The 19,814-nt window shown below is 70.0% G+C and carries 22 protein-coding genes; 17 read left to right on the top strand and 5 right to left on the bottom strand.

What is annotated here, in order from left to right; genetic code table 11:
• Nucleotides 1-9 precede the first annotated feature (9 nt).
• The 11 genes from ACMT1E_RS09025 to ACMT1E_RS09075 all read left to right on the top strand — a co-directional run bounded on the left by ACMT1E_RS09025 (nucleotide 10) and on the right by ACMT1E_RS09075 (nucleotide 8,679).
• Entirely contained in the window at nucleotides 10-639 is a 630-nt protein-coding gene (locus ACMT1E_RS09025) for a DUF3800 domain-containing protein (RefSeq protein WP_414899772.1), read from the top strand.
• Nucleotides 640-678: 39 nt separating this feature from the next.
• Nucleotides 679-1,947 carry a glutamate-5-semialdehyde dehydrogenase gene (locus ACMT1E_RS09030; RefSeq protein WP_414899773.1) on the top strand — a complete coding sequence of 423 codons (1,269 nt, stop codon included), beginning with the start codon at nucleotides 679-681 and terminating at the stop codon, nucleotides 1,945-1,947.
• Nucleotides 1,948-2,033: 86 nt separating this feature from the next.
• Entirely contained in the window at nucleotides 2,034-3,062 is a 1,029-nt protein-coding gene (locus ACMT1E_RS09035; protein ID WP_414899774.1) for an aldo/keto reductase, read from the top strand.
• A gap of 43 nt (nucleotides 3,063-3,105) precedes the next feature.
• A complete protein-coding gene (locus tag ACMT1E_RS09040) occupies nucleotides 3,106-3,744 on the top strand; it encodes a nicotinate-nucleotide adenylyltransferase (RefSeq protein WP_414899775.1) in 639 nt (212 codons plus the stop codon).
• Nucleotides 3,745-3,753: 9 nt separating this feature from the next.
• The gene (gene rsfS / locus ACMT1E_RS09045) at nucleotides 3,754-4,140 is read left to right on the top strand and encodes a ribosome silencing factor (RefSeq protein WP_414899776.1); all 387 of its coding nucleotides are present in this window, start codon (nucleotides 3,754-3,756) and stop codon (nucleotides 4,138-4,140) included.
• 8 nt (nucleotides 4,141-4,148) lie between these two features.
• Nucleotides 4,149-4,571, top strand: coding sequence for a 23S rRNA (pseudouridine(1915)-N(3))-methyltransferase RlmH (locus ACMT1E_RS09050; protein WP_414899777.1), 423 nt, complete (start codon nucleotides 4,149-4,151; stop codon nucleotides 4,569-4,571).
• Nucleotides 4,572-4,573: 2 nt separating this feature from the next.
• Nucleotides 4,574-5,785, top strand: coding sequence for a murein hydrolase activator EnvC family protein (locus ACMT1E_RS09055; RefSeq protein WP_414899779.1), 1,212 nt, complete (start codon nucleotides 4,574-4,576; stop codon nucleotides 5,783-5,785).
• A 98-nt stretch (nucleotides 5,786-5,883) separates the two neighbouring features.
• Complete coding sequence (locus ACMT1E_RS09060; RefSeq protein WP_414899780.1) at nucleotides 5,884-7,233, top strand: S41 family peptidase; 1,350 nt, start codon at nucleotides 5,884-5,886, stop codon at nucleotides 7,231-7,233.
• Between the two features lie 5 nt (nucleotides 7,234-7,238).
• Complete coding sequence (locus ACMT1E_RS09065; RefSeq protein ID WP_414899781.1) at nucleotides 7,239-7,724, top strand: disulfide bond formation protein B; 486 nt, start codon at nucleotides 7,239-7,241, stop codon at nucleotides 7,722-7,724.
• Nucleotides 7,721-8,251 carry a demethoxyubiquinone hydroxylase family protein gene (locus ACMT1E_RS09070; RefSeq protein WP_414899782.1) on the top strand — a complete coding sequence of 177 codons (531 nt, stop codon included), beginning with the start codon at nucleotides 7,721-7,723 and terminating at the stop codon, nucleotides 8,249-8,251. The genes ACMT1E_RS09065 and ACMT1E_RS09070 overlap by 4 nt, the downstream gene beginning before the upstream one ends.
• 47 nt (nucleotides 8,252-8,298) lie before the next feature.
• Nucleotides 8,299-8,679 (top strand): hypothetical protein, encoded by a 381-nt coding sequence (locus tag ACMT1E_RS09075; RefSeq protein ID WP_414899784.1) that lies wholly within the window; start codon nucleotides 8,299-8,301, stop codon nucleotides 8,677-8,679.
• Nucleotides 8,680-8,700: 21 nt separating this feature from the next.
• Here ACMT1E_RS09075 and ACMT1E_RS09080 read toward each other — a convergent pair whose 3' ends face one another.
• The 4 genes from ACMT1E_RS09080 to ACMT1E_RS09095 are packed head-to-tail and all read right to left on the bottom strand — an operon-like array spanning nucleotide 8,701 to nucleotide 14,201.
• Nucleotides 8,701-12,138 carry a chromosome segregation SMC family protein gene (locus ACMT1E_RS09080; RefSeq protein ID WP_414903359.1) on the bottom strand — a complete coding sequence of 1,146 codons (3,438 nt, stop codon included), beginning with the start codon at nucleotides 12,136-12,138 and terminating at the stop codon, nucleotides 8,701-8,703.
• A 41-nt stretch (nucleotides 12,139-12,179) separates the two neighbouring features.
• Nucleotides 12,180-12,926 (bottom strand): thioredoxin domain-containing protein, encoded by a 747-nt coding sequence (locus tag ACMT1E_RS09085; RefSeq protein WP_414899785.1) that lies wholly within the window; start codon nucleotides 12,924-12,926, stop codon nucleotides 12,180-12,182.
• A 43-nt stretch (nucleotides 12,927-12,969) separates the two neighbouring features.
• Nucleotides 12,970-13,656: a DsbA family protein gene (locus ACMT1E_RS09090; protein WP_414899787.1), complete on the bottom strand. Its 687-nt coding sequence runs from the start codon at nucleotides 13,654-13,656 to the stop codon at nucleotides 12,970-12,972.
• Nucleotides 13,656-14,201 carry a DUF721 domain-containing protein gene (locus ACMT1E_RS09095; RefSeq protein ID WP_414899788.1) on the bottom strand — a complete coding sequence of 182 codons (546 nt, stop codon included), beginning with the start codon at nucleotides 14,199-14,201 and terminating at the stop codon, nucleotides 13,656-13,658. The genes ACMT1E_RS09090 and ACMT1E_RS09095 overlap by 1 nt, the downstream gene beginning before the upstream one ends.
• Nucleotides 14,202-14,227: 26 nt before the next feature.
• On the opposite strand from ACMT1E_RS09095, the gene ACMT1E_RS09100 reads away from it, so the two are divergent.
• Nucleotides 14,228-15,274, top strand: a complete 1,047-nt coding sequence (locus ACMT1E_RS09100) for an A/G-specific adenine glycosylase (RefSeq protein ID WP_414899790.1) — start codon at nucleotides 14,228-14,230, stop codon at nucleotides 15,272-15,274.
• A gap of 27 nt (nucleotides 15,275-15,301) precedes the next feature.
• Nucleotides 15,302-16,186 carry an NAD(+) diphosphatase gene (nudC, locus tag ACMT1E_RS09105; RefSeq protein ID WP_414899791.1) on the top strand — a complete coding sequence of 295 codons (885 nt, stop codon included), beginning with the start codon at nucleotides 15,302-15,304 and terminating at the stop codon, nucleotides 16,184-16,186.
• A gap of 12 nt (nucleotides 16,187-16,198) precedes the next feature.
• Here the strand turns inward: nudC and ACMT1E_RS09110 are convergent, their stop codons facing one another.
• A complete protein-coding gene (locus ACMT1E_RS09110) occupies nucleotides 16,199-17,092 on the bottom strand; it encodes a prephenate dehydratase (RefSeq protein ID WP_414899792.1) in 894 nt (297 codons plus the stop codon).
• A 133-nt stretch (nucleotides 17,093-17,225) separates the two neighbouring features.
• Between ACMT1E_RS09110 and ACMT1E_RS09115 the strand changes: the two genes are divergently transcribed.
• The 4 genes from ACMT1E_RS09115 to ACMT1E_RS09130 all read left to right on the top strand — a co-directional run bounded on the left by ACMT1E_RS09115 (nucleotide 17,226) and on the right by ACMT1E_RS09130 (nucleotide 19,749).
• The gene (locus ACMT1E_RS09115; RefSeq protein WP_414903361.1) at nucleotides 17,226-17,873 is read left to right on the top strand and encodes a c-type cytochrome; all 648 of its coding nucleotides are present in this window, start codon (nucleotides 17,226-17,228) and stop codon (nucleotides 17,871-17,873) included.
• Between the two features lie 42 nt (nucleotides 17,874-17,915).
• Nucleotides 17,916-18,983, top strand: coding sequence for a chorismate synthase (gene aroC, locus ACMT1E_RS09120; protein WP_414899793.1), 1,068 nt, complete (start codon nucleotides 17,916-17,918; stop codon nucleotides 18,981-18,983).
• 164 nt (nucleotides 18,984-19,147) lie between these two features.
• Entirely contained in the window at nucleotides 19,148-19,393 is a 246-nt protein-coding gene (locus ACMT1E_RS09125; RefSeq protein ID WP_414899794.1) for a hypothetical protein, read from the top strand.
• 161 nt (nucleotides 19,394-19,554) lie between these two features.
• Nucleotides 19,555-19,749: a hypothetical protein gene (locus tag ACMT1E_RS09130; protein ID WP_414899795.1), complete on the top strand. Its 195-nt coding sequence runs from the start codon at nucleotides 19,555-19,557 to the stop codon at nucleotides 19,747-19,749.
• The last annotated feature ends 65 nt before the right edge of the window (nucleotides 19,750-19,814 follow it).

Below are 19,814 nucleotides of genomic sequence, written 5' to 3' on the forward strand. Positions count from 1 at the left end.
TCCGGCGCCATGCACATCTATTGCGATGAAAGCGGCGGCCTGTCCGCCGGGGCAATGACCTTCGCGGCGGTGGCGATCGATCCCGACGCCGCCGACGCGCTGGTCCGCCGGTTCAAGGCCGTCGCCGGGCTGGGCGGGGAACTGAAGGGCAGCCGCATCTCGCTGGTCGAACGCGCGCTGGTGCTGGAACTGCTGGAACGGTTCGGCGGCCGCGCCGTGGTCACCGACATCCGCCGCCCGGCGATGCCCGACGGCATTCTCGACGTTCAGATCTACAGCGCGTTGCTCGAATCCTCGGTCGCCCGGCTTCTCCCCGAAAGCGGCGGCTGCGCTCAGGTTATCATCGACGACGGCCGCTATGATCCGGCAACGCTGTCGCTGGTCCGCGACGACATCGCCGCGCTGATCGGCCCGTGCGGCCGCGCTCGCCTCGCCGACAGCAAACGCTCCTCCGGCGTCCAGATCGCCGACGTCATATCCAACTGCGCGTTCAATCTGGCGATCGATTCGGTCCGCGCCCGTCGGATCAATACGATCCTGACGCCTTTCCTCGCGGAAGGCCGCATCCGTATCGCCCCCCTGCCCGCAAACGCGCTGGCCGGCCCGATGGCGGCGACACGGGATCGGGTAGCCGGCTAACCGGTTTCAAATCGCCGCCGGCATGATATGGCCCGCACGATGAGCAGCACCGCCGCCACCGTCGCCGGAACCATCGCCGCCATGGGCCGGCGCGCCCGCGCCGCCGCCGTCGTGCTGGCGCGGACCGATCCGGCGCAAACCGCAGCCGCTCTGACAGCGGCGGCCGCCGCGATCCGCGCCGATACAGACGCAATTCTCGTCGCGAACGCGGAAGATATGGCGCGCGCCACCGCCGCCGGCCTGTCCGCCGCGCTGCTCGACCGGCTGCGCCTCGACCGCGACCGCATCGAAGGCATAGCGCGCGGGGTGGAGGCGGTCGCCGCCCTGCCCTCGCCGCTCGGCGCGCTGATCGACGAAAGCACCCGCCCCAACGGCCTGGTCCTGCAACGTGTGCGCGTGCCGATCGGCGTCATCGGCATCATCTACGAAAGCCGGCCCAACGTCACCGCCGACGCCGGCGCGCTGTGCCTGCGCTCTGGCAACGCCGTCATCCTGCGCGGCGGCTCCGATTCGACGGCAAGCAGCGCCGCCATCCACCGCGCGATGGTATCCGGTCTCGCGGCGACCGGCCTGCCCTCCGATGCAATCCAGATCGTCCCGACGCCGGATCGCGCCGCCGTCGGCGCCATGCTTGCCGGCGCCGACGGCACGATCGCGCTAATCGTTCCTCGCGGCGGCAAAGGGCTGGTTGCCCGCGTCCAGACGGAGGCGCGGGTGCCGGTCCTCGCCCATCTCGACGGCATCAACCATGTCTATGTCGACACTGCCGCCGACCCGGACCGGGCACAGGCGATCGTCGTCAACGCCAAGCTGCGCCGTACCGGCATTTGCGGGGCGATGGAAACGCTGCTGATCGATCGCGCCTATTCCGATCCCGCGCCATTGCTCGCCGCGCTGATCGACGGCGGCTGCGCGCTGCGCGGCGACGCGGCGGCGCGGGCGATCGACCCGCGCATCGCCCCGGCCGAAGCGGCGGACTGGGACACTGAATATCTCGACGCGCTATGCACCGTCGGCATCGTCGACGGGATCGACGGCGCCCTCGCCCACATCGCCGCCCACGGCTCCGGCCATACCGAGGCGATCGTCACGGAGGACGCCGCCACCGCCGAACGCTTCCTGGCGGAAGTCGACAGTGCGATTGTCATGGTCAACGCCTCGACCCAGTTCGCCGACGGCGGCGAATTCGGGCTTGGCGCGGAAATCGGCATCGCCACCGGCCGCCTCCATGCGCGCGGCCCTGTCGCACTGGAAGGTTTGACCACCTATAAATGGCTGGTCCGCGGCACCGGACAGACCCGGCCGTAACGGCGAAATCTTCGCCCGGCGCGGTTGCGGCCGCGCCCGTCCCGCGCCATCTTCACGCCCCCCTCTTCCGGATCAGGATCTTCCCCATGCGCTATAACCGCCTCGGCTCCACCGGCCTGTTTGTCTCCGAACTGTGCCTCGGCACCATGACCTTCGGAAACACCGGCATGTTCGCGGCGATCGGCGGGCTTGAACAGGCGGATGCCGACGCCCTGCTGCACACCGCCGTCGACGCCGGGGTCAATTTCGTCGACACCGCCAACATGTATTCGCTCGGCCTGTCGGAACAGATCACCGGCCAGGCGATCCGCAATCTCGGCCTCCGGCGCGAAGATGTCGTTCTCGCCACCAAGGTGATGGGCGCGATGGGAGACGGCCCGAACGATCGCGGCCTGTCGCGCGGCCATATCCTCGATCAGGCGAAAGCCAGCCTGAAACGCCTCGGCACCGACCATATCGACCTGTACCAGATCCACGGCTGGGACCCGGCGACGCCGATAGAGGAAGCATTGCGCGCACTCGATGACCTCGTTCGTCAGGGCCATGTCCGCTATATCGGCGTGTCGAACTGGGCGGCCTGGCAAATAGCCAAAGCACTCGGCATCTCGGAACGCCTCGGCCTCGACCGGTTCCAGTCGACCCAATCCTATTACACGCTGGTCGGCCGCGAACTGGAACGGGAAATCGTGCCGATGCTGCAATCGGAAGGCCTGGGCCTGATGGTGTGGAGTCCGCTGGCCAGCGGCTACCTCTCCGGCAAATACCGCGAAAGCGCCACCGATGGCCGCCGTCAGACCTTTGCTTTCCCACCCGTCGACACCAGCCGCGGTGAAGTGGTGCTCGACGCGATGGCGCCGATCGCCAACGCCCACGGCGTGTCGATGGCACAGGTCGCGCTCGCCTGGCTTCTGCATCAACCGGCGGTGACCAGCGTCATCGTCGGCGCCCGGCGGATCGATCAGCTTGCCGACAATCTTGCTGCCGCGTCCGTCTCGCTGAGCGCCGATCAGCTTGCCGCGCTCGACGCAGCGAGCACGCTGCCCCCCGAATATCCCCAATGGATGATCGACCGGCAGGGGGTCGACCGCCGCCGGATGCTCGAACGCGGCGTCTGATCCCCCTTTGCCGGGCGCGCGGTTGCTGGCATGGCGTCAGGCGATGACAATCACCGGCCTGCTTGGCGGCTCCTTCAACCCGGCGCATCGCGGTCACCGCGCGATCAGCCTGCACGCGATCGCGGCGTTGGGGCTGGACGATCTGTGGTGGCTGGTGTCGCCAGGCAACCCGTTGAAAGACGGTGCCGGCGACATGGCGCCGCTCGCCGCCCGTCTTGCTTCCGCCCGGGCCATGGCGCGCCGCACCCCGATCCGCGCGACCGCGATCGAGGCGGAACTGGGCACCCGCTACACCGTCGACACGCTCGCGGCGCTGGTCCGCCGCTATCCCAAACGCCGGTTCATCTGGTTGATGGGGGCGGATAATCTCGCGCAGTTCCACCGCTGGTGCCACTGGCGGAAACTGGCGCGCATCGTCCCGATTGCCGTCATCGCCCGTCCGGGCTATGATGCGGCGGTCCACGCGGCTCCCGCGATGGGCTGGCTGCGGCGCTACGTCCGGCCCGCCAGCCAGGTTGCTCATTGGACGGACTGGAGACCGCCGGCCCTCGTGCTGCTGCGCTTTCGCCCCGATCCCACCTCCGCCACCCTGTTGCGGCGGATCAATCCCGATTGGCACCGCCGGTACGGCCGCGATCAACGGCCGCCCGTGCATTCGCCTGCCCACCCCCCGTCTGTTTGAGGAACCCCCTTGGTCGCTCCATCTCCGTCGCCGCACACGCCTGAACCTGACACGGTAGAGGCGCTGCATCGCCTTGTGCTGACCTCACTCGACGACGATCAGGCACTGGATACGATCTCGATCCCGCTGGAGGGGAAGAGCAGTATCGCAGACCATATGGTCATCGCCAGCGGCCGCTCGACCCGACAGGTCGCGTCGATGGCACAGAAACTGAGCGAACGGATCAAGGCCGAATTCGGCCGCACCGCGCGGGTGGAGGGGCTACCCGCCGCCGACTGGGTCCTGATCGATGCCGGCGACGTGATCGTCCATCTGTTCCGGCCGGAAGTCCGCAGCTTCTACAATCTGGAACGGATGTGGGCTTTCGGTGATGCGCCTCCGGTCGCCAACGCCTGACAGGTCCGTTGTTGCTCCACATCCTCGCGCGCGGGCGGATCGGACGCGGGCCGGAGGCCGATCTGGTCGACCGCTACATGAAACGCATCGCCTGGCCCTGGCGGGTGACCGAATTGCCAGATCGTGGCGGTCGCGTGCCGGCGCAAGAGCCCGGAACAGTGCTGATCGTGCTCGATGAAAAGGGCCGCGACCTGCCATCGACCGACCTCGCCCACCGCCTCGGCCGCTGGCGCGACGATGGCCGGCGCGAGGCGCGCTTCGTGATCGGCGCCGCGGACGGGCATGCCCCGGCGCTGCGTGACGAAGCGGACCTGCTGCTCGCCTTCGGCCAGGCAACCTGGCCGCACCTGCTCGCCCGCGCGATGCTCGCCGAGCAGTTGTGGCGGGCGACCAGCATTCTCGCCGGCCATCCCTATCACCGCGACGGGTGACGGTGGCGCGCGGCCTCGCCCTGCCCGCTTTCGCAGCCGGTGTCGCCGCATTGGCGCTCGCCGTCCCCGGCTTCATGCCGCCCGCCGCCGCCCAGACGATCGCCGAGGAACGGCGCGATCTCGCTCGCGCGCTCGACGATGCGCGCCGTGCGACCGCGCGGTCACAGGCGCTCGAACAACAGGCGAAGGCCGCGCTAGACGATGCCGCCGCCGCCCGCTCGCGCGAAGCGGCGGTCGCCGCCCGTATTCAGGCGGCGGAGGCCGACATCCACGCCGCCGAGGCGCGGGTTGCCATCGTCGAACGTATGCGCCGCGCTCAGCGCGCCCGGCTCGCCGCGCGGCAGCAGCCGATCGCCCAGCTCACCGCCGCGTTGCAGGCGATGGCGCGGCGTCCCACGGCCATGGCGGTGGTTCAGCCCGGTTCGGTCGCGGACATGGTCCATGTCCGGGCGATGCTGGCGACACTGATGCCGGTCATCCACGAACGCACCGCCGCGCTCCGCGCAGAAGTTGCGGAGGGGGAGCGCCTGCGCCGCCTGGCCGGCCAGGCGCTGGCCGGGGTGCGCGCCGGCCAGCAACGGCTGGTCGACGAACGCGCTGAACTCGCCCGGCTCGCCGTCGCTCATCGCCGCCGTTCGCAGACGCTGCGCAACGAAGCCACGCTGGAAGCCGATCGGGCGATCGCCCTTGGAGAGCAGGCACACGACATCACCGATCTGATGGCGGATCTGAACCGTCAGGCCCGGACCCGCGACACGCTGGCCGCACTGCCCGGACCACTGCCGCGACCGGCCCAGCCCGGCGCCGCCACCGCCCTGCCCATTCCGGCCGAATCGCCCCTGCCCGCCGGGCGGCCGCGCTACCGGCTGCCGGTCAACGGCACAGTCGTCGCCGGGCTGGGGGAAATTTCGCGCGCCGGCGTCCGCTCGCGCGGGCTGACCATCGCCGCGCGCGCCGGCGCGCAGGTCGTCGCCCCTGCCGCCGGGCGCATCGTCTTTGCCGGCGCCTATCGCGGCTATGACCGGATCGTCATCGTCGATCATGGCGGCGGCTGGACCTCGCTGCTGACCGGCCTGGACGGTATCGCGGTGGCAATCGGCGATACGGTGGTACAGGGCAGCCCGCTTGGCCGCACCGGCCCGCGCCACCCACAGGTCACCGTAGAACTGCGCCATGACGCAACGCCGATCGATATCACCCGGCTGGTCGGATAGGGTGCGTGGCGCTCCCCGCACACCGCGACAACAGCGGTTGGGATTCGCCGCGAATGCCTGTAGAGTCGTCGCCCCTGCGTGTTAGGACCCGTTGTCTGATGCCGAAATCCCTGTTCAGCGCCCCCGTTCTGCGCGCTGCCGCGCTGGTTTCGGCGCTGGCTCTCGTCCCCGTCACCAATGCCGGTCTGGCCGCGGTCGACAGCGCGACCTTCCGCGAACTCGATACGTTCATGGACGTGTTCCAGCGGGTCCGCGCCGACTATGTCGACAAGGTTGATGACAAGACACTGCTCAAGGGCGCCATCGACGGCATGCTCGCCAGCCTCGATCCGCACAGTTCCTATCTGGACGAGGCGGATTTCGACAATCTGCGTACCCAGACCGATGGTAATTACGGCGGCATCGGCCTGACCGTCACGATGGAGGACGGCGCGGTCAAAGTCGTCACCCCGACGGAGGATACCCCCGCTTTCCGCGCCGGCATCAAGGCCGGCGACTACATCACCCACCTCGACGGCGTTTTGCTCTATGGCGGCACGCTGAACGAAGCGGTCAGCCAGATGCGCGGCAAGCCGGGCACCGACATCAAGATCACCATCGTCCGCCCCGGCCGCGACAAGCCGTTCGACCTGACGATAACCCGCGAAATCATCGAGCTGAAGCCGGTGAAATGGGAAGTGAAGGGCGACATCGGCTACATCAACATCAACAGCTTCTCGAAGAATACCGGGCAGGACGTCCGCGCCGCGCTGCTCGGCATCGACAAGGCGCTCGGCCGCCGGCCGACCGGCTATGTCGTCGATCTGCGCTCCAACCCCGGCGGTCTGCTCGATCAGGCGATCGAGGTGTCGGACGCCTTCCTGGAACGCGGCGAGATCGTGTCTCAGCGCGGGCGGGAAAAAGCGGACATCGAACGCTATTACGCCAAGCCGGGTGACGACGCCCACGGCCTGCCGGTGGTCGTACTGGTCGACTCCGGCTCGGCAAGCGCGGCGGAGATTGTCGCTGGTGCGCTGCAGGATCAGCACCGCGCGCTGGTTATCGGTGATCGCACCTTCGGCAAGGGTTCGGTGCAGACACTATTGCCGTTAAGCGAGAAAACCGCGCTACGGCTGACCACCGCGCGCTATTTCACCCCGTCCGGCCGCTCGGTGCAGGAAGGCGGAATCGAACCCGACCTGATCGTGCCGCAGTTGTCCGATCCTGACTACAAGGCGCGCCCGCGCTTCCGCGAAGCCGACCTGCGGCGCCACCTGATCAACGAAGCGAAGGTCGACAACAGCCTGCTGGAAGACGACACCAAGGACGATCCGCGCTTCACGCAGACCGCCGAAGAGCTGAAGAAGCAGAATATCGAGGATTTCCAGCTCGATTACGCGCTGAAAATCCTGCGGCGGATCAACGGCACCGCCACGCCGGCACGGGTAGCACAGGCCGGCAAGCGTTGAACGGCATGGCCCGCGATCCCTTCGCCACCGCCCGGCTGATCGCGCTCGCCGCCCCGGCGCTGCTCCTCGGCGGCGCGCTGCTGTCGCAATATGTCGGCGGCCTCTACCCGTGCGAAATGTGCTACTGGCAACGCTGGCCGCACGCCGCCGCCATCGTCCTCGCCATCTTCGCGATCCTGCTGCGCCGCACCAGCTTCGGCCGGCTGCTGACCGCCCTCGCCGCCGCCGCCATTCTGGTCAGCGGCGCGATCGGCGTGTTCCACGCCGGCGTCGAATATCACTGGTGGGAAGGGCTGACCCGATGCGCGACCAGCGCCGGCGCCAGCGGCGGCGATGTTCTCGCCACTATCTGGGCGACGCCACTGATCCGCTGTGATCAGGCCCAGTGGACGCTCGGCGGCATTTCGCTCGCCGGCTACAACGCCCTCTTTTCGATCGGCGCCGCCATCGCCATCTTCATCCTGCTTGGACGCAAGGGAGCACCGCGATGAATCCGCCCGGCGCGGCGACACCCGATACCGCTGCGATGCTGCGCGTCGATCAGGCCGGCGAATTCGGCGCCACCCGCATTTACGCCGGGCAACTGGCGGTGCTGGGCGATCGGCATCCAATGGCGCGGACCGTCGCCGGCATGGCCCGGCAGGAGGAACGCCACCGCCGCCATTTCGACGCAATGCTTGCCGAACGCGGCGTCCGCCCCACCCTGCTCCAGCCTTTCTGGCACGTTGCCGGCTTTGCGCTCGGCGCGGCAACGGCGGCCATCGGGCCGAAGGCGGCCATGGCCTGCACCGCGGCGATCGAGACGGAGATTGACCGTCATTACGGCCAGCAGCTCGACGAACTGGGAGACAGGGACCCGCCGCTCGCCGCCGCCATCGCCGAATTTCAGGCGGAGGAGGTGGAGCATCGTGACGCCGCCATCGCCGCCGGGGCGGAACAGGCCCCCGCCTATCCGCTGTTGAGCGCCGCGATCCGCCTCGGCTGCCGCGCCGCCATCGCGATGTCGAAACGGATATGATCGATTCCCCCGCGCGTTCGCGGGGCAGACTGGAGAGTATTGGAACGATGAGACTGCCCCTCGCCGCCGCGTCGCTCGCCCTTGCCGCCGCCCTCGCCCCGGCCTCGGTCGCCGCTCAGGCGTCCGAACGGGTGCTGACCATTTTCGGCAACGACAAATGTCCGGCCGACACTATCTGCGTCCGCGCGCCCGAAAACGATCGCTACCGGATTCCAAAGGAACTGCGCCGTAGCGTGCCGACGCCGGAAGACCGTAGCTGGGCGACGCGGGTCGGCACGATGGAATATACCGGGCGCACCGGCACCGGCAGCTGCTCGCCGGTCGGCGCCGGCGGCTGGACCGGCTGCTATCAGAAGATGCTGCGCGAAGCCCGCGATGAACGCCGCGCCGCCGCCGAGGAACGCGAACAGAACCAGCCGCAGCGTTGATGCAGTAGCGTCGCTCCGTTCCTACTCTGCCGCCAGCAGCCGCTCCGCCCCGCCCAGATCGACGGAAACGAGCCGGGACACGCCCTGCTCGACCATCGTCACGCCGAACAGCCTGTGCATCCGGCTCATCGTCACGACATTGTGAGTGACGATCAGGTAACGCGTATCCGCCTCTCCGACCATCGCGTCGAGCAGGTCGCAGAACCGCTCGATATTGGCGTCGTCGAGCGGCGCATCGACCTCGTCCAGCACGCAGATCGGCGCCGGATTGGTCAGAAACAGGCCAAAGATCAGCGCCACCGCGGTCAGCGCCTGCTCCCCGCCCGACAGCAAAGTCAGCGCCGCCAGCTTCTTGCCCGGCGGCTGCGCCATAATCTCCAGTCCCGCCTCCAGCGGATCGTCGGAATCGACCAGCTGCAAATAGGCTTCGCCGCCGTTGAACAGGGTGGTGAACAGCCGGCGGAAATGCCCGTCCACCGCCTCGAACGCGGCGAGCAGCCGGGTCCGCCCCTCGCGGTTCAGGCTGCCGATCGATCCGCGCAGCCGGTTGACCGCCTGGGTCAGCTCGTCGCGCTCGGCGACATTGGCGGCATGGTTTTCTTCCAGCTCGCGCAATTCCTGTTCGGCGACCAGATTGACCGGGCCGATCCGCTCGCGGTCGAGCACCAGCCGGTCGTGCCGCCCGGCCTCGGCGGCAACATCGCCAACCTCGTCACTGGCAAAACCCACGCGCTCGGCCAGCAGCACCGGCGGACATTCGAACCGCTCGCCGGACAGGCGGCCCATCTCCAGCCGCCGTTGCTCCTGATTCTCGGCCCGTGCCGCCGTGCCGGCGCGCGCCTCGCGGGCCTGTGCCAGCACCTCCCCCGCCGCCGCCAGCGCCGCTTCCGCCGCGCGCAGCTTCGCCTCCGCCTCGCGCTCCGCTGCCGCCAGCGACTCGGCGTCGGCGGCGCTTTGCGCCCGTTCGGCGGACAGCGTGGCAATCCGCGCGTCCAGCGCCGCCGGCGCCTCGGTCAGGGTCAACGCCTCCGCCTCGGCCGCGCGGGCGCGCTTGGTCATGTCCTCGATTCGCCGGGCCGCATCGCCGGCGCGGCTGCGCCAGCTTTTCACCTCGGCCTGCGCGGCGATACGGCGACCCCGGTCGGCGTCGACCGCCCGGTTGGCGGCCGCCGCCTCGGCCTTCAACTGCACGACATGCTGCTGCGCCCGCTCGCTGGCCCCGCGTAGCGCGTCGACCGCGCTCGCCGTCGCCGCACCATCGGGCAGGGCCGCCAGCATCGCCTCCGCCTCTCCCAGCGCCGTCGTCGCCTCGCCGCGTTCCGCCTCGGACCGGGCGGCGCGCTCGTCCAGTTCGGCGCGGCGTCCCGCCAGCCGCTCGATCGCGACAACCGCCTGATCCTCTTCGCGCCTCGCGGTGCGAGCGCGATTTTCCGCCGCACTACGTTCTTCCCGCGCCGCAGCGATCGCCGCCGCCACCTCGGCCAGTGCCGCCAGCGCCGCCGCCAGCGCCGCTTCCTCGCGCTTCACCACCGCCTGCGCCGGCGGCAATGCCGCCTCGATCTCCGCCAGCCGGTTGACGCGGATCAGCCGCTCTGCCGCCGCCGCGCCATCGCCGCTGGCGACAAACCCGTCCCAGCGGCGCAGCGTTCCGGCGCGGGTGACAATCCGCTGCCCCACCGCCAGCGGCGCGCCATCGTCGCTGTCGACGACGCCGATCTGCGCCAGCCGCCGGCTCAGCGCCCCCGGCGCGCTGACATGGTCGGCCAGCGGCTCGGTGCCCGGCGGCAATGCCGGGTCGCCCGCCTGCGCCTCCGCCCCGGCCCAGCGCCGCGCGCCTTCCAGCCCGGCTTCCAGGTCGTCGCCCAGCGCCGCCGCCAGCGCATGTTCATAGCCCGGCGCCGCCCGCATCCGCGCCAGCACCGGTCCGGCGGAGCCGTCGTCGCGAACCAGCGCCTTTTCCAACGCCCGCGCCTCGCCCTCCAGTGCCGCCAGCGCCGATCGCGCCGCCGCTCCGGCCGCTTCCGCCTGCGTCCGCGCCTCGGCGGCGGCGGCACGCGCCGTCTCGCCCTGCTCGATCCGCCCGGCCGCCGCCGTCGCCTCGGCCTCCGCCGCTGCACGCGTCGCCATTGCCGCATCGCGCACGGCGATCAGCGGCGCTTCCTCGCCCAGCCCGGCCAGTTCCTGCGCCAGCCGTTCGCAATCCTGCGCCGCGCGCTCGGCCCGTCCGCGCGCCGCCGCCGCCGCCGCCTGCGCCACCCGCGCATCGGCCTGCTCCGCCGCCTGCGCACCCAGCGCGCGGGCCAGCGCCACTTCCGCGTCGCGCGCCGCCAGCTCGGCCGCCGCCGTTTGCTCGGCCAGCGCCGGCCGGGCGCCCTCGGCGGCGGCGATGCGCGCGTCCAGCGCCGCCACTTCCTCGCCCAGCCGGGCGATCGCCTCGGCCGCGTCATTGGCCAGCGCGCCTTCACGGGCACGGTCGGCGGCCAGCCGCTCGGTCTGCTGGGCCAGTTCGGCGATGCGGCGGTCCAGCGCGGCACGCTCGGCCTGCAACGTCGCCAGATTGTGCGCCGCCTCGCTCGCCCGTTCGCGCGCTGCCTGCGCCGCGCCGCGCGCATCGCCAACGGTGTTCACCGCTTCCGCGCTCCACACCGCCGCCGCGCGCTGGGCCTCGGCCGCCTTGGCAACCGTCTCCTCGGCCGCCGCCGCTTCCGCCTTGGCCGCATCCGCCGCGGCCGCCGCGTCGCGCCAGCGCGCGAAAATCAGCCGCGCCTCCGCCACCCGGATTTCGGTTGAAAGCTGGCGATAACGTTCGGCCTGCCGCGCCTGCCGCTTCAACTGGCTCGCGCGCGTCTCCATGTCGGCGATCAGCTCGCCGAGCCGGGTCAGGTTGGCTTCGGTCGCGCGCAGCTTCTGCTCGGCGTCGCGGCGGCGGACGTGCAGCCCGGCGATCCCGGCCGCTTCCTCCAGCATCGCGCGCCGCTCCGCCGGCTTTGCCGCGATCACCGCGCCGATCCGCCCCTGGCTGACCAGCGCCGGCGAATGGGCACCGGTCGCCGCATCGGCAAAGATCAGCGCGACATCCTTCGCCCGCACGTCGCGGCCGTTGACCCGGTAAGCGGAACCGGCGCCGCGTTCGATCCGGCGGACGACCTCCAGCTCGCCGTCTTCGCTGACGCCGATCGGCCCGGCCACCGCGTCGCCGTCCAGCTCCGCTGCCAACTGCACTTCGGCAAAGCCGCGCGCCGGGCGGGTGGCGGTGCCGGCGAAGATCACGTCTTCCATCCCCCCGCCGCGCATCGACTTGGCGGAGGATTCGCCCATCACCCAGCGCAGCGCCTCCAGCAGGTTGGATTTGCCGCAGCCGTTGGGGCCGACAATGCCTGTCAGCCCCGGCTCGATCCGCAACTCGGTCGGGTCGACGAAGCTCTTGAACCCCGCCAGCTTGAGCCGCCGGAATCGCATCACGCCGTCATCCGCGCGTCGGGGCGCCGGGGCTGGGCCAATCAGGCCCCGGCGGCAATCAACTGCGGCTCCAGCGATTCCCAGGTGCCGGTCGCCTCAAGCATCTTGTCATTGATGAAGAACGTCGGCGTACCAAGGATCTTCAGCTCCTCATTCGCCTTCTTCTGGATGGCGACCAGCTCGTCGAGCGCCCCCTTGTCGCTCAGGCAGGTTTTCAGTTTGGCGTCGCTGATCCCGTGCTGGCGGGCGAATTCATCAAGCCCGATCAGCGGCGCCAACGCACCGAACTGCTGGTCCTGCGGCAGCGCGCCGATCCGCTGCTGGTCGGCCTGGGTCAGCTTCTGTGCCCGGTCGAACATCGCGTTCTGGTAACCGAACAATTGCTCGGTCAGCGGCAGGAACGGCTCCGCGCCGTTGCACCGTGCGATCAGCGACGCGGTCACGTCGATCGGGTCGCGCACGTAATTGCGCACCTCAAGGCTTACGGTACCCTTCTGGATATACTTGTCGCGCAGCGGCGGGAACGCGGTCTGGCCGAATTCGGCGCAGTGCGGGCAGGTCATCGACAGATATTCGACCAGCTTCACCTTGGCATTGGGGTTACCGATCAGAAATCCGCCATCGGCAGTCTTGGTGACGGTGCTGACCCATTCGGTGCCGGCCGGGGGCGGAACCGCGGGCGCGCTTGCCACCGCATTGCCTTCGGCGGCGTTTTCCGTCGCCTTGTCCTGACACCCGGCAAGGGTGAGGACGGCGGCCGCGGCGGCGATGGCAAAGGTCGATTTCATGACAGGACTGGCTCCTTGCGGTTCGATGGCAAACAAATTGACGCTATTTCGTCGCCGCGCGCAACGCCGGCTCCAACGTCGCCCAACTCGCGGCATTCGGCACCTGCGCGCCGTTTATCGTGAAAGACGGTGTACCGGGGATATGCTCTTCGTTCCATGCCCGGTCGGCCATCGCGCCGATCAGCTTTTGCTGCGCGGTATCGGCCAGGCAGATGTCCAGCTTCTTCGCCGGCACACCCTGCGCCTCGGCGATCGCGAACAGGCCGGTCGCCCGCGCTTCCTCGCGCACCGCGTCGTCACGCGGCATTTTCGACAGCCGCTCGGCATTGGCCCGCTCGAACCCGATCGCCTTGTCCATCCAGTCCTGTTGCGCGGCGAAGATCGCGTCGGACGTCGCGAAGAACCGCGCCGGCCCGCCGCAACGGGCAAGCAGCGTGGCGATGAAATCCAGCCGGTCGCGGATCGCGTGGCGCAGCTCGACGCTGGTGCTGCCGTCGGCGATGAAATCGCGGCGGATCGGCACCTTGGAATCATTGGCGTAATGCGCGCAGTGCGGGCAGGTGTAGCTGGCATATTCGACCAGCTTGACCTTGGCATTCGGGTTGCCGACGACATAGGCGCCGGTCGCGCTCACCGTCACATGTCTGGTCCAGTCGGTCTTCGGCGCCGCGCCGGGCAGCAGCGCCAGGCCAAGCGCCAGCACCATCCATCGCGCCCACTGACCCGCCATCATCCCCGCCCCTTTCCGATCGCCGGCGCGCCGCTGGTCTGCGCCACGCCCTGCGCCAGCGCTTCCAGCACCGCCCGCAATTCCGGGTCGGCGATCGCGCGCAGGCTTTCGCCCAGTTCGGCGGTCACCGGCTTCAGCGACGGCGGCGGCTGACGCGGCGCAGCGGCCGCCGCCGGCACAATCGTGCCCTGCCGCATCACCACCCGCGCCACCGCCGGATAGCCGAAGAAGCGATTGACCCGCTCGACGATGTCGGGCGCGACATGCTGCATCATCGGCGCGTGGGCGGATGCCACCGCCAGCGTCAGCACCCCGTCGGCGCGCTTGCCCTGCGGAAAGCGGATCGATTCGGGCGCCGACACCCGTGCATAGCGGTGGCCGACAATTTCGGCCCAGCGGCTGACCACCGCTGACTGGACGAAGCCGAAGCGGCGGAACGCGGCGCGGCCGACATCGGGCAGCATTTCCGCCACCGCGCGGGCACGCCCGCCGCGCGGCCGTTCGTCGCTTCCGTTCCGCGATTTGTGGGGGCGCCGTTCCGTCATCGCCGATCTCATGCCATAGCCGCCGGGTGCGCGTCGATACGGAACCCGCGCGGCGGCTGCTTGCCTGGTACGACCGGCACGCGCGCGCCCTGCCCTGGCGCAGCCCGCCCGGCGCGCCGCCGCCCGATCCCTACCGCGTCTGGCTGTCGGAAATCATGCTGCAACAGACGACGGTGGCGGCGGTGAAGCCCTATTTCCGCCACTTCATGGCGCGCTGGCCAACGGTAGAGGCGCTCGCCGCCGCCGACGATGCGGAACTGATGAGCGCCTGGGCCGGCCTTGGCTACTATGCCCGCGCGCGCAATCTGCTCGCCTGCGCGCGCGCGGTGGCGGCACAAGGTGGATTCCCCGACAGCGAATCGGCGTTGCTGAAGCTGCCCGGCATCGGCGCCTATACGGCAGCAGCGGTAGCGGCGATCGCCTTTGGCCGACGCGCGGTCGTCATCGACGCCAATGTCGAGCGTGTCGTCGCCCGCCTGTTCGCGCTGGCAGATCCGCTGCCCGCCGCCCGCCCGGCGCTCCGCGCCCTTGTCGACCGGGTCACACCCGCCAGCCGCGCCGGCGATTTCGCCCAGGCGATGATGGACCTCGGCGCAACCATCTGCACCCCGCGCAGCCCCGCCTGCATCCTCTGCCCGCTCGAAAGCCTGTGCGCCGGCAAGGCGGCCCCCGCCGCCTACCCGGTCAAGGCGGCAAAGCGTCCCCGCCCGCACCGGCGCGGCACCGCCTGGTGGATAGAGCGCGACGGCCATGTCCTGCTCGTCCGCCGCCCCGGTCGCGGCCTGCTGGGCGGCATGCGGGCGCTGCCGTCGTCCGAATGGAGCGATTCGCCAGACGAAACGCCGCCCTGTCCAGCTGCATGGGCGGCGGCGGGCACGGTCAGCCATATTTTTACCCATTTCGCGCTGACCCTCACCGTCCGCGCCGCCACCGTATCCGCCGATTGCGAACCGCCGCTGGAAGGGGAATGGTGGCCGGTTGATACGATCACCGAAGCCGGCCTGCCGACCCTGTTCGCCAAGGCCGCCGCCACCGCGCTGCAAAAGGAATGGCATGACCGGACCACACTCTGACGCCCATCGCCGCCCGGCGGCGCACCGATGACCGTCCGCCCCGGCTTCACCGGCTCCCCGCTCGACCGCGCCGACCGGCTCCGCGACGACCCCGCCGCCTTCGACACCGCTCTGGCCGATCCGCGTGCCCGGCTGCTGCGGCTCGACGGTATCGATCCGGTGCTCGACGACGCCGGCCGCCTGTGCTGGACAACGCTGGCCGACAGACAGGCGGGCGGGGCGCTGCTGCTCCTTGGCCTGCACGATGGCGCGCCCCGCTTTGCCGAACTGCGCTACGACATGCCGGAAGCGCCAACCCGCTCGCACAGCATCTTCCCCCTGCTCGACCGGATGCCGGCCAGCGAAGCAGCCAGCTATGCCGGCGCACGCAGCCTGATCGACTGGCATCTGCGCCACCGCTTCTGCGCGCGCTGCGGCTCAGCCGATACGCCCATCTTCCGCGCCGGCTGGGGCCGTCGCTGCGCCGATTGCGGCGCAGAACATTATCCGCGCGTCGACCCGGTGGTGATCATGCTGGCGGTGCACGGCGACTCGGTGCTGGTCGCGCGCCAGCCGCGCTTCCCCGCCGGTCGCTACTCCGCGCTCGCCGGCTTCGTCGAACCCGGCGAGTCGGTCGAGGAAGCGGTGATCCGCGAAATCGGGGAGGAAACCGGCGTCGCTGTCCGCGACGTCCGTTATGTCGCCAGCCAGCCTTGGCCGTTCCCGTCGACCCTGATGATCGCCTGCGTCGCCACCGCGGACGCGACCGCCATCACCCTCGACACCACGGAACTGGAAGACGCGCTATGGGTCGACCGGGCCGGCGTCGCGGCGGCGATGGCGCATGCCGACGGCGCGCCTTTCCTGCCGCCGCCGCCTTTCGCCATCGCGCACAGCCTGTTCCGCTGGTGGCTGGACGAAACCGCCTTCTGAGCAAAGCCGCCCTTACACCACCGTCCGTGGCCGCTCCTGCGCGTATACGCCCAGCACCCGCACCCATTTCGTGTGGAACCGCAGTTCCTCCAGCGCGCGGTCGACCGCCGGGTCGCCGGGCGCGCCTTCGATGTCGGCGTAAAATTCGGTCGCGGCAAAGCTGCCGCCGCGCTGGTAGCTTTCCAGCTTGGTCATGTTGACGCCGTTGGTCGCGAACCCGCCCATCGCCTTGTACAGCGCGGCGGGAATGTTCTTCACCTCGAACAGGAACGTGGTCATCAGCGGCTGGCCGCGCGCCGGCTCCACCGCTTCGCGGGCCAGTACGGTGAAACGGGTGGTGTTGTGCTCCGCGTCCTCGATCCCCTCGGCCAGCACATCCAGCCCGTAAAGCTCGGCGGCGAGCGACGGGGCGATCGCCGCGACGCCCGGCTCGGCCCGCTCGGCGACGGTCGCCGCCGCCGCCGCGGTGTCGGCGTGGGCGACCGGGGTTATGCCGCGCGCGCGCAGCCAGTTGCGGCACTGGCCGAGCGCCTGCGGGTGGCTGATCGCCTGGACAATCGCCTCGTCCGCCCGGCCGATCAGGCTGTGGCGAACGCGAAGAAACCGTTCGGCGACGATCGACAGGCCCGACTCCGGCAGCAGGAAATGCATGTCGGCGACGCGCCCATGCAGCGAATTTTCGATCGGGATGATCGCGTGGCCGGCAGCGCCGCGCTGCACCGCCTCCAGCGCGTCCTCGAACGAAAAGCAGGGCAGCGGCAGGCCATCGGGAAAATGGGCGCGCGCGGCCAGGTGCGAATTCGCGCCCGGCGCGCCCTGAAAGGCGACGGCGCGGGCGGGATCGGCGGCGGCGGCGGTGGCCATCTCCTCGGCGAGGCGGCGGGCGGGCTCTGCATAGCTATCCATGACGCCCGCGCGATTAGGCTGACGAAGGTCCGACGGCAAGCGCGGCTTGCGAAGCCGCCCCGGCAATCCTATGGGATGCGCAACTTTGGCTGATGCGGGCGACACTGCCCGCGAATGGAGCTTCGAGGGGCGCATGGACAATCGGACCAACACGATCGCTGGCTGGGTGCTGGGCGCGGCAATCGTCGCCCTCGGGGCCGGGATCGTCAGTAGCGAATTCTTCCGGGCCGAACGGCCGGAGAAGATGGGCTACCCGATCGAGGGCGTGGTTGAGGATGGCGACGGTGGCGGCGCGGCGGCGGTGCCGATCGAAGCCCTGCTCGCCAGCGCCGACCTGGCCGCCGGTGAAAAGGCGTTCGCCAAGTGCGCCGCCTGCCATACCGTGAAGAAGGGCGGAACCAACGGTATCGGCCCGGATCTGTGGGGGGTCGTCGGCGACCACGTCGCTCAGGGCCGCGACGGCTTCGCCTTCTCCTCGGCGCTGAAGGCCAAGGGCGGCAACTGGACGTTCGAGGCGCTCGATCAGTGGTTGACCTCACCGCGCAAGTTCGCGGAAGGCACCAAGATGACCTTCGCCGGCATCGGCAAGGCGGAAGAACGCGCCAACCTGATCGCCTGGCTGAACCAGCAGAGCGACAGCCCGCAGCCGCTGCCGGCCGTTCCCGCCGCCCCGGCGGAAGAAGCGCCCGCGGCTGACAGCGCCGACGCGCCGGCCGATAACGCGGCTGCCCCGGCGGACGCCGCGCCGGCTGCCGAAACCCCGGCCGCCGCGGCGCAGTGAGGGCGGCGCCGCCGCCCTGCCGCCGCGCACGGTAGCGCCGCCATGTCGTTCAACAGCTTCGGCCGCGTTTTCCGCTTCACGACCTGGGGTGAAAGCCACGGTCCGGCGCTCGGCGCCGTCGTCGACGGCTGCCCACCCGGGCTCGCGCTGTCGGCGGCGGACATCCAGCCCTGGCTCGACCGCCGCCGCCCCGGCACCTCGCGCTATACCACTCAGCGTCAGGAGCCGGACGCCGTCCGCATCCTTTCCGGCGTGTTCGAAGGGCGAACCACCGGCACGCCGATCAGTCTGCTGATCGACAATGTCGACCAGCGCTCGAAGGACTATTCAGAGGTCGCCCTCGCCTATCGCCCCGGCCATGCCGATTATGCCTACGACGCCAAATACGGCTTTCGCGACTATCGCGGCGGCGGCCGTTCCTCGGCACGCGAAACGGCGGCGCGGGTCGCGGCCGGCGCCGTCGCCCGGCTGGTCATCCCGGAAGTGACGATAACCGCCTGGGTGGCGGAAGTCGGCGGCGACCCGATCGATCCCGCCGCCTTCGACGAGTCACAGATCGACGCCAACCCCTTCTTCTGCCCCGATGCAGCCGCCGCCGAACGCTGGGCCGGGGCGATCGACCGGGCGCGCAAGGCCGGCTCGTCGCTCGGCGCGATCGTCGAATGCCGGGCAACCGGCGTTCCCGCCGGCTGGGGCGCGCCGCTCTATGCCAAGCTCGACAGCGAACTCGCCGCCGCCGCCATGTCGATCAACGCGGTCAAGGGCGTCGAGATCGGCGACGGTTTCGCTGCCGCCCGGCTGACCGGCGAACAGAATGCCGATCCGATGCGGCCCGGCGCCGATGGCCCGGCCTTCACCGCCAACCATGCCGGCGGCATCGCCGGCGGCATCGCCACCGGCCAGCCGGTTCGCCTGCGCGTCGCGTTCAAACCGACCAGTTCGATCCTGACCCCGGTCGAAACCGTCACCCGCGACGGCGCCGCGACGGAAATCAGCACCAAGGGCCGCCACGACCCGTGCGTCGGCATTCGCGGCGTGCCGGTGGTCGCGGCGATGATGGCGCTGGTCCTCGCCGACCAGAAACTGCTCCACCGCGCCCAGTGCGGCTGAACGGGGGTCTTTGCCCCTCCCCGCTGTCTGTTGCCCCGGCGAAGGCCGGAATCCCGCAGTTTCGTTCCCGCCGCCCTCGATAAACGACGACCCGAACCGTTTCCCCGGTCGATTGAGGAAGCGTCGGCAAGCCCGCGCGTTGACCGCCTCGAAGGAGACGGAAGATGCACAAGTTCAATCTTGCCCTGATACTCGCCGGCGCGATGGCGTTGCCCGCCGTGGCGCAGACGATGGAACCGACGCCCCCGGCCGACGCGCCGCAGGCGACGCCAACCCCGGCCGAACCTGATGCGATGCCGATGCCGGCGCAGACCCCGGCGCCCGACATCAACAATAACGGCATTCCCGACGATCAGGAAACGCCGGCGCCGACTCCGGAGCCAACCCCGACGCCAACACCGCGCGGCTGATCTGGCAGGCCGCTTCTGGCCGATTCCGCGCCTGGCGGGATCGGCCAGCAAAGCGGCGAAAACCTACAAATGTAAGTCATGATTTCATCGAATCGGTTGTCAGTACGACAATCTAAATCCGTTGCGGGTCGCAACATAACGCAGAATGAAGAGGTACTTTTATGCGTAATTCCATCGCCGTTTTCGCTCTGATCGCCGGCCTTTCGGTTCCGGCCTTCGCTCAGGAAACGCCGCCCGCGCCGGAACCGACGCCGGTGACCACCGAAACCCCGGCGCCGACCACCGGCGACTCGACCGTGACATCAACCGACGCCACCACGCCGGAAGCGACGCCGACGCCCGATCCGCGCGGTTGATCGCCAGCGGATAAGCTGACGGATAATCTCCGGGCGCGGTGGCCTGCCACCGCGCCCAACCCGTC

The organism is Sphingomonas flavalba, from assembly GCF_047553045.1.
GTDB classification, from domain to species: Bacteria; Pseudomonadota; Alphaproteobacteria; order Sphingomonadales; family Sphingomonadaceae; genus Sphingomonas_L; species Sphingomonas_L flavalba_A.

Bases quoted from the DNA above. Each gene is read 5' to 3' on its own strand.
- ACMT1E_RS09025 (WP_414899772.1), top strand. From the start codon at position 10: ATGCACATCTATTGCGATGAAAGCGGCGGCCTGTCCGCCGGGGCAATG.
- ACMT1E_RS09030 (WP_414899773.1), top strand. From the start codon at position 679: ATGAGCAGCACCGCCGCCACCGTCGCCGGAACCATCGCCGCCATGGGC.
- ACMT1E_RS09035 (WP_414899774.1), top strand. From the start codon at position 2,034: ATGCGCTATAACCGCCTCGGCTCCACCGGCCTGTTTGTCTCCGAACTG.
- ACMT1E_RS09040 (WP_414899775.1), top strand. From the start codon at position 3,106: ATGACAATCACCGGCCTGCTTGGCGGCTCCTTCAACCCGGCGCATCGC.
- ACMT1E_RS09060 (WP_414899780.1), top strand. From the start codon at position 5,884: ATGCCGAAATCCCTGTTCAGCGCCCCCGTTCTGCGCGCTGCCGCGCTG.
- ACMT1E_RS09065 (WP_414899781.1), top strand. From the start codon at position 7,239: ATGGCCCGCGATCCCTTCGCCACCGCCCGGCTGATCGCGCTCGCCGCC.
- ACMT1E_RS09070 (WP_414899782.1), top strand. From the start codon at position 7,721: ATGAATCCGCCCGGCGCGGCGACACCCGATACCGCTGCGATGCTGCGC.
- ACMT1E_RS09075 (WP_414899784.1), top strand. From the start codon at position 8,299: ATGAGACTGCCCCTCGCCGCCGCGTCGCTCGCCCTTGCCGCCGCCCTC.
- ACMT1E_RS09080 (WP_414903359.1), bottom strand. From the start codon at position 12,138: ATGCGATTCCGGCGGCTCAAGCTGGCGGGGTTCAAGAGCTTCGTCGAC.
- ACMT1E_RS09085 (WP_414899785.1), bottom strand. From the start codon at position 12,926: ATGAAATCGACCTTTGCCATCGCCGCCGCGGCCGCCGTCCTCACCCTT.
- ACMT1E_RS09090 (WP_414899787.1), bottom strand. From the start codon at position 13,656: ATGGCGGGTCAGTGGGCGCGATGGATGGTGCTGGCGCTTGGCCTGGCG.
- ACMT1E_RS09095 (WP_414899788.1), bottom strand. From the start codon at position 14,201: ATGACGGAACGGCGCCCCCACAAATCGCGGAACGGAAGCGACGAACGG.
- nudC (WP_414899791.1), top strand. From the start codon at position 15,302: ATGACCGTCCGCCCCGGCTTCACCGGCTCCCCGCTCGACCGCGCCGAC.
- ACMT1E_RS09110 (WP_414899792.1), bottom strand. From the start codon at position 17,092: ATGGATAGCTATGCAGAGCCCGCCCGCCGCCTCGCCGAGGAGATGGCC.
- ACMT1E_RS09115 (WP_414903361.1), top strand. From the start codon at position 17,226: ATGGACAATCGGACCAACACGATCGCTGGCTGGGTGCTGGGCGCGGCA.
- aroC (WP_414899793.1), top strand. From the start codon at position 17,916: ATGTCGTTCAACAGCTTCGGCCGCGTTTTCCGCTTCACGACCTGGGGT.
- ACMT1E_RS09125 (WP_414899794.1), top strand. From the start codon at position 19,148: ATGCACAAGTTCAATCTTGCCCTGATACTCGCCGGCGCGATGGCGTTG.
- ACMT1E_RS09130 (WP_414899795.1), top strand. From the start codon at position 19,555: ATGCGTAATTCCATCGCCGTTTTCGCTCTGATCGCCGGCCTTTCGGTT.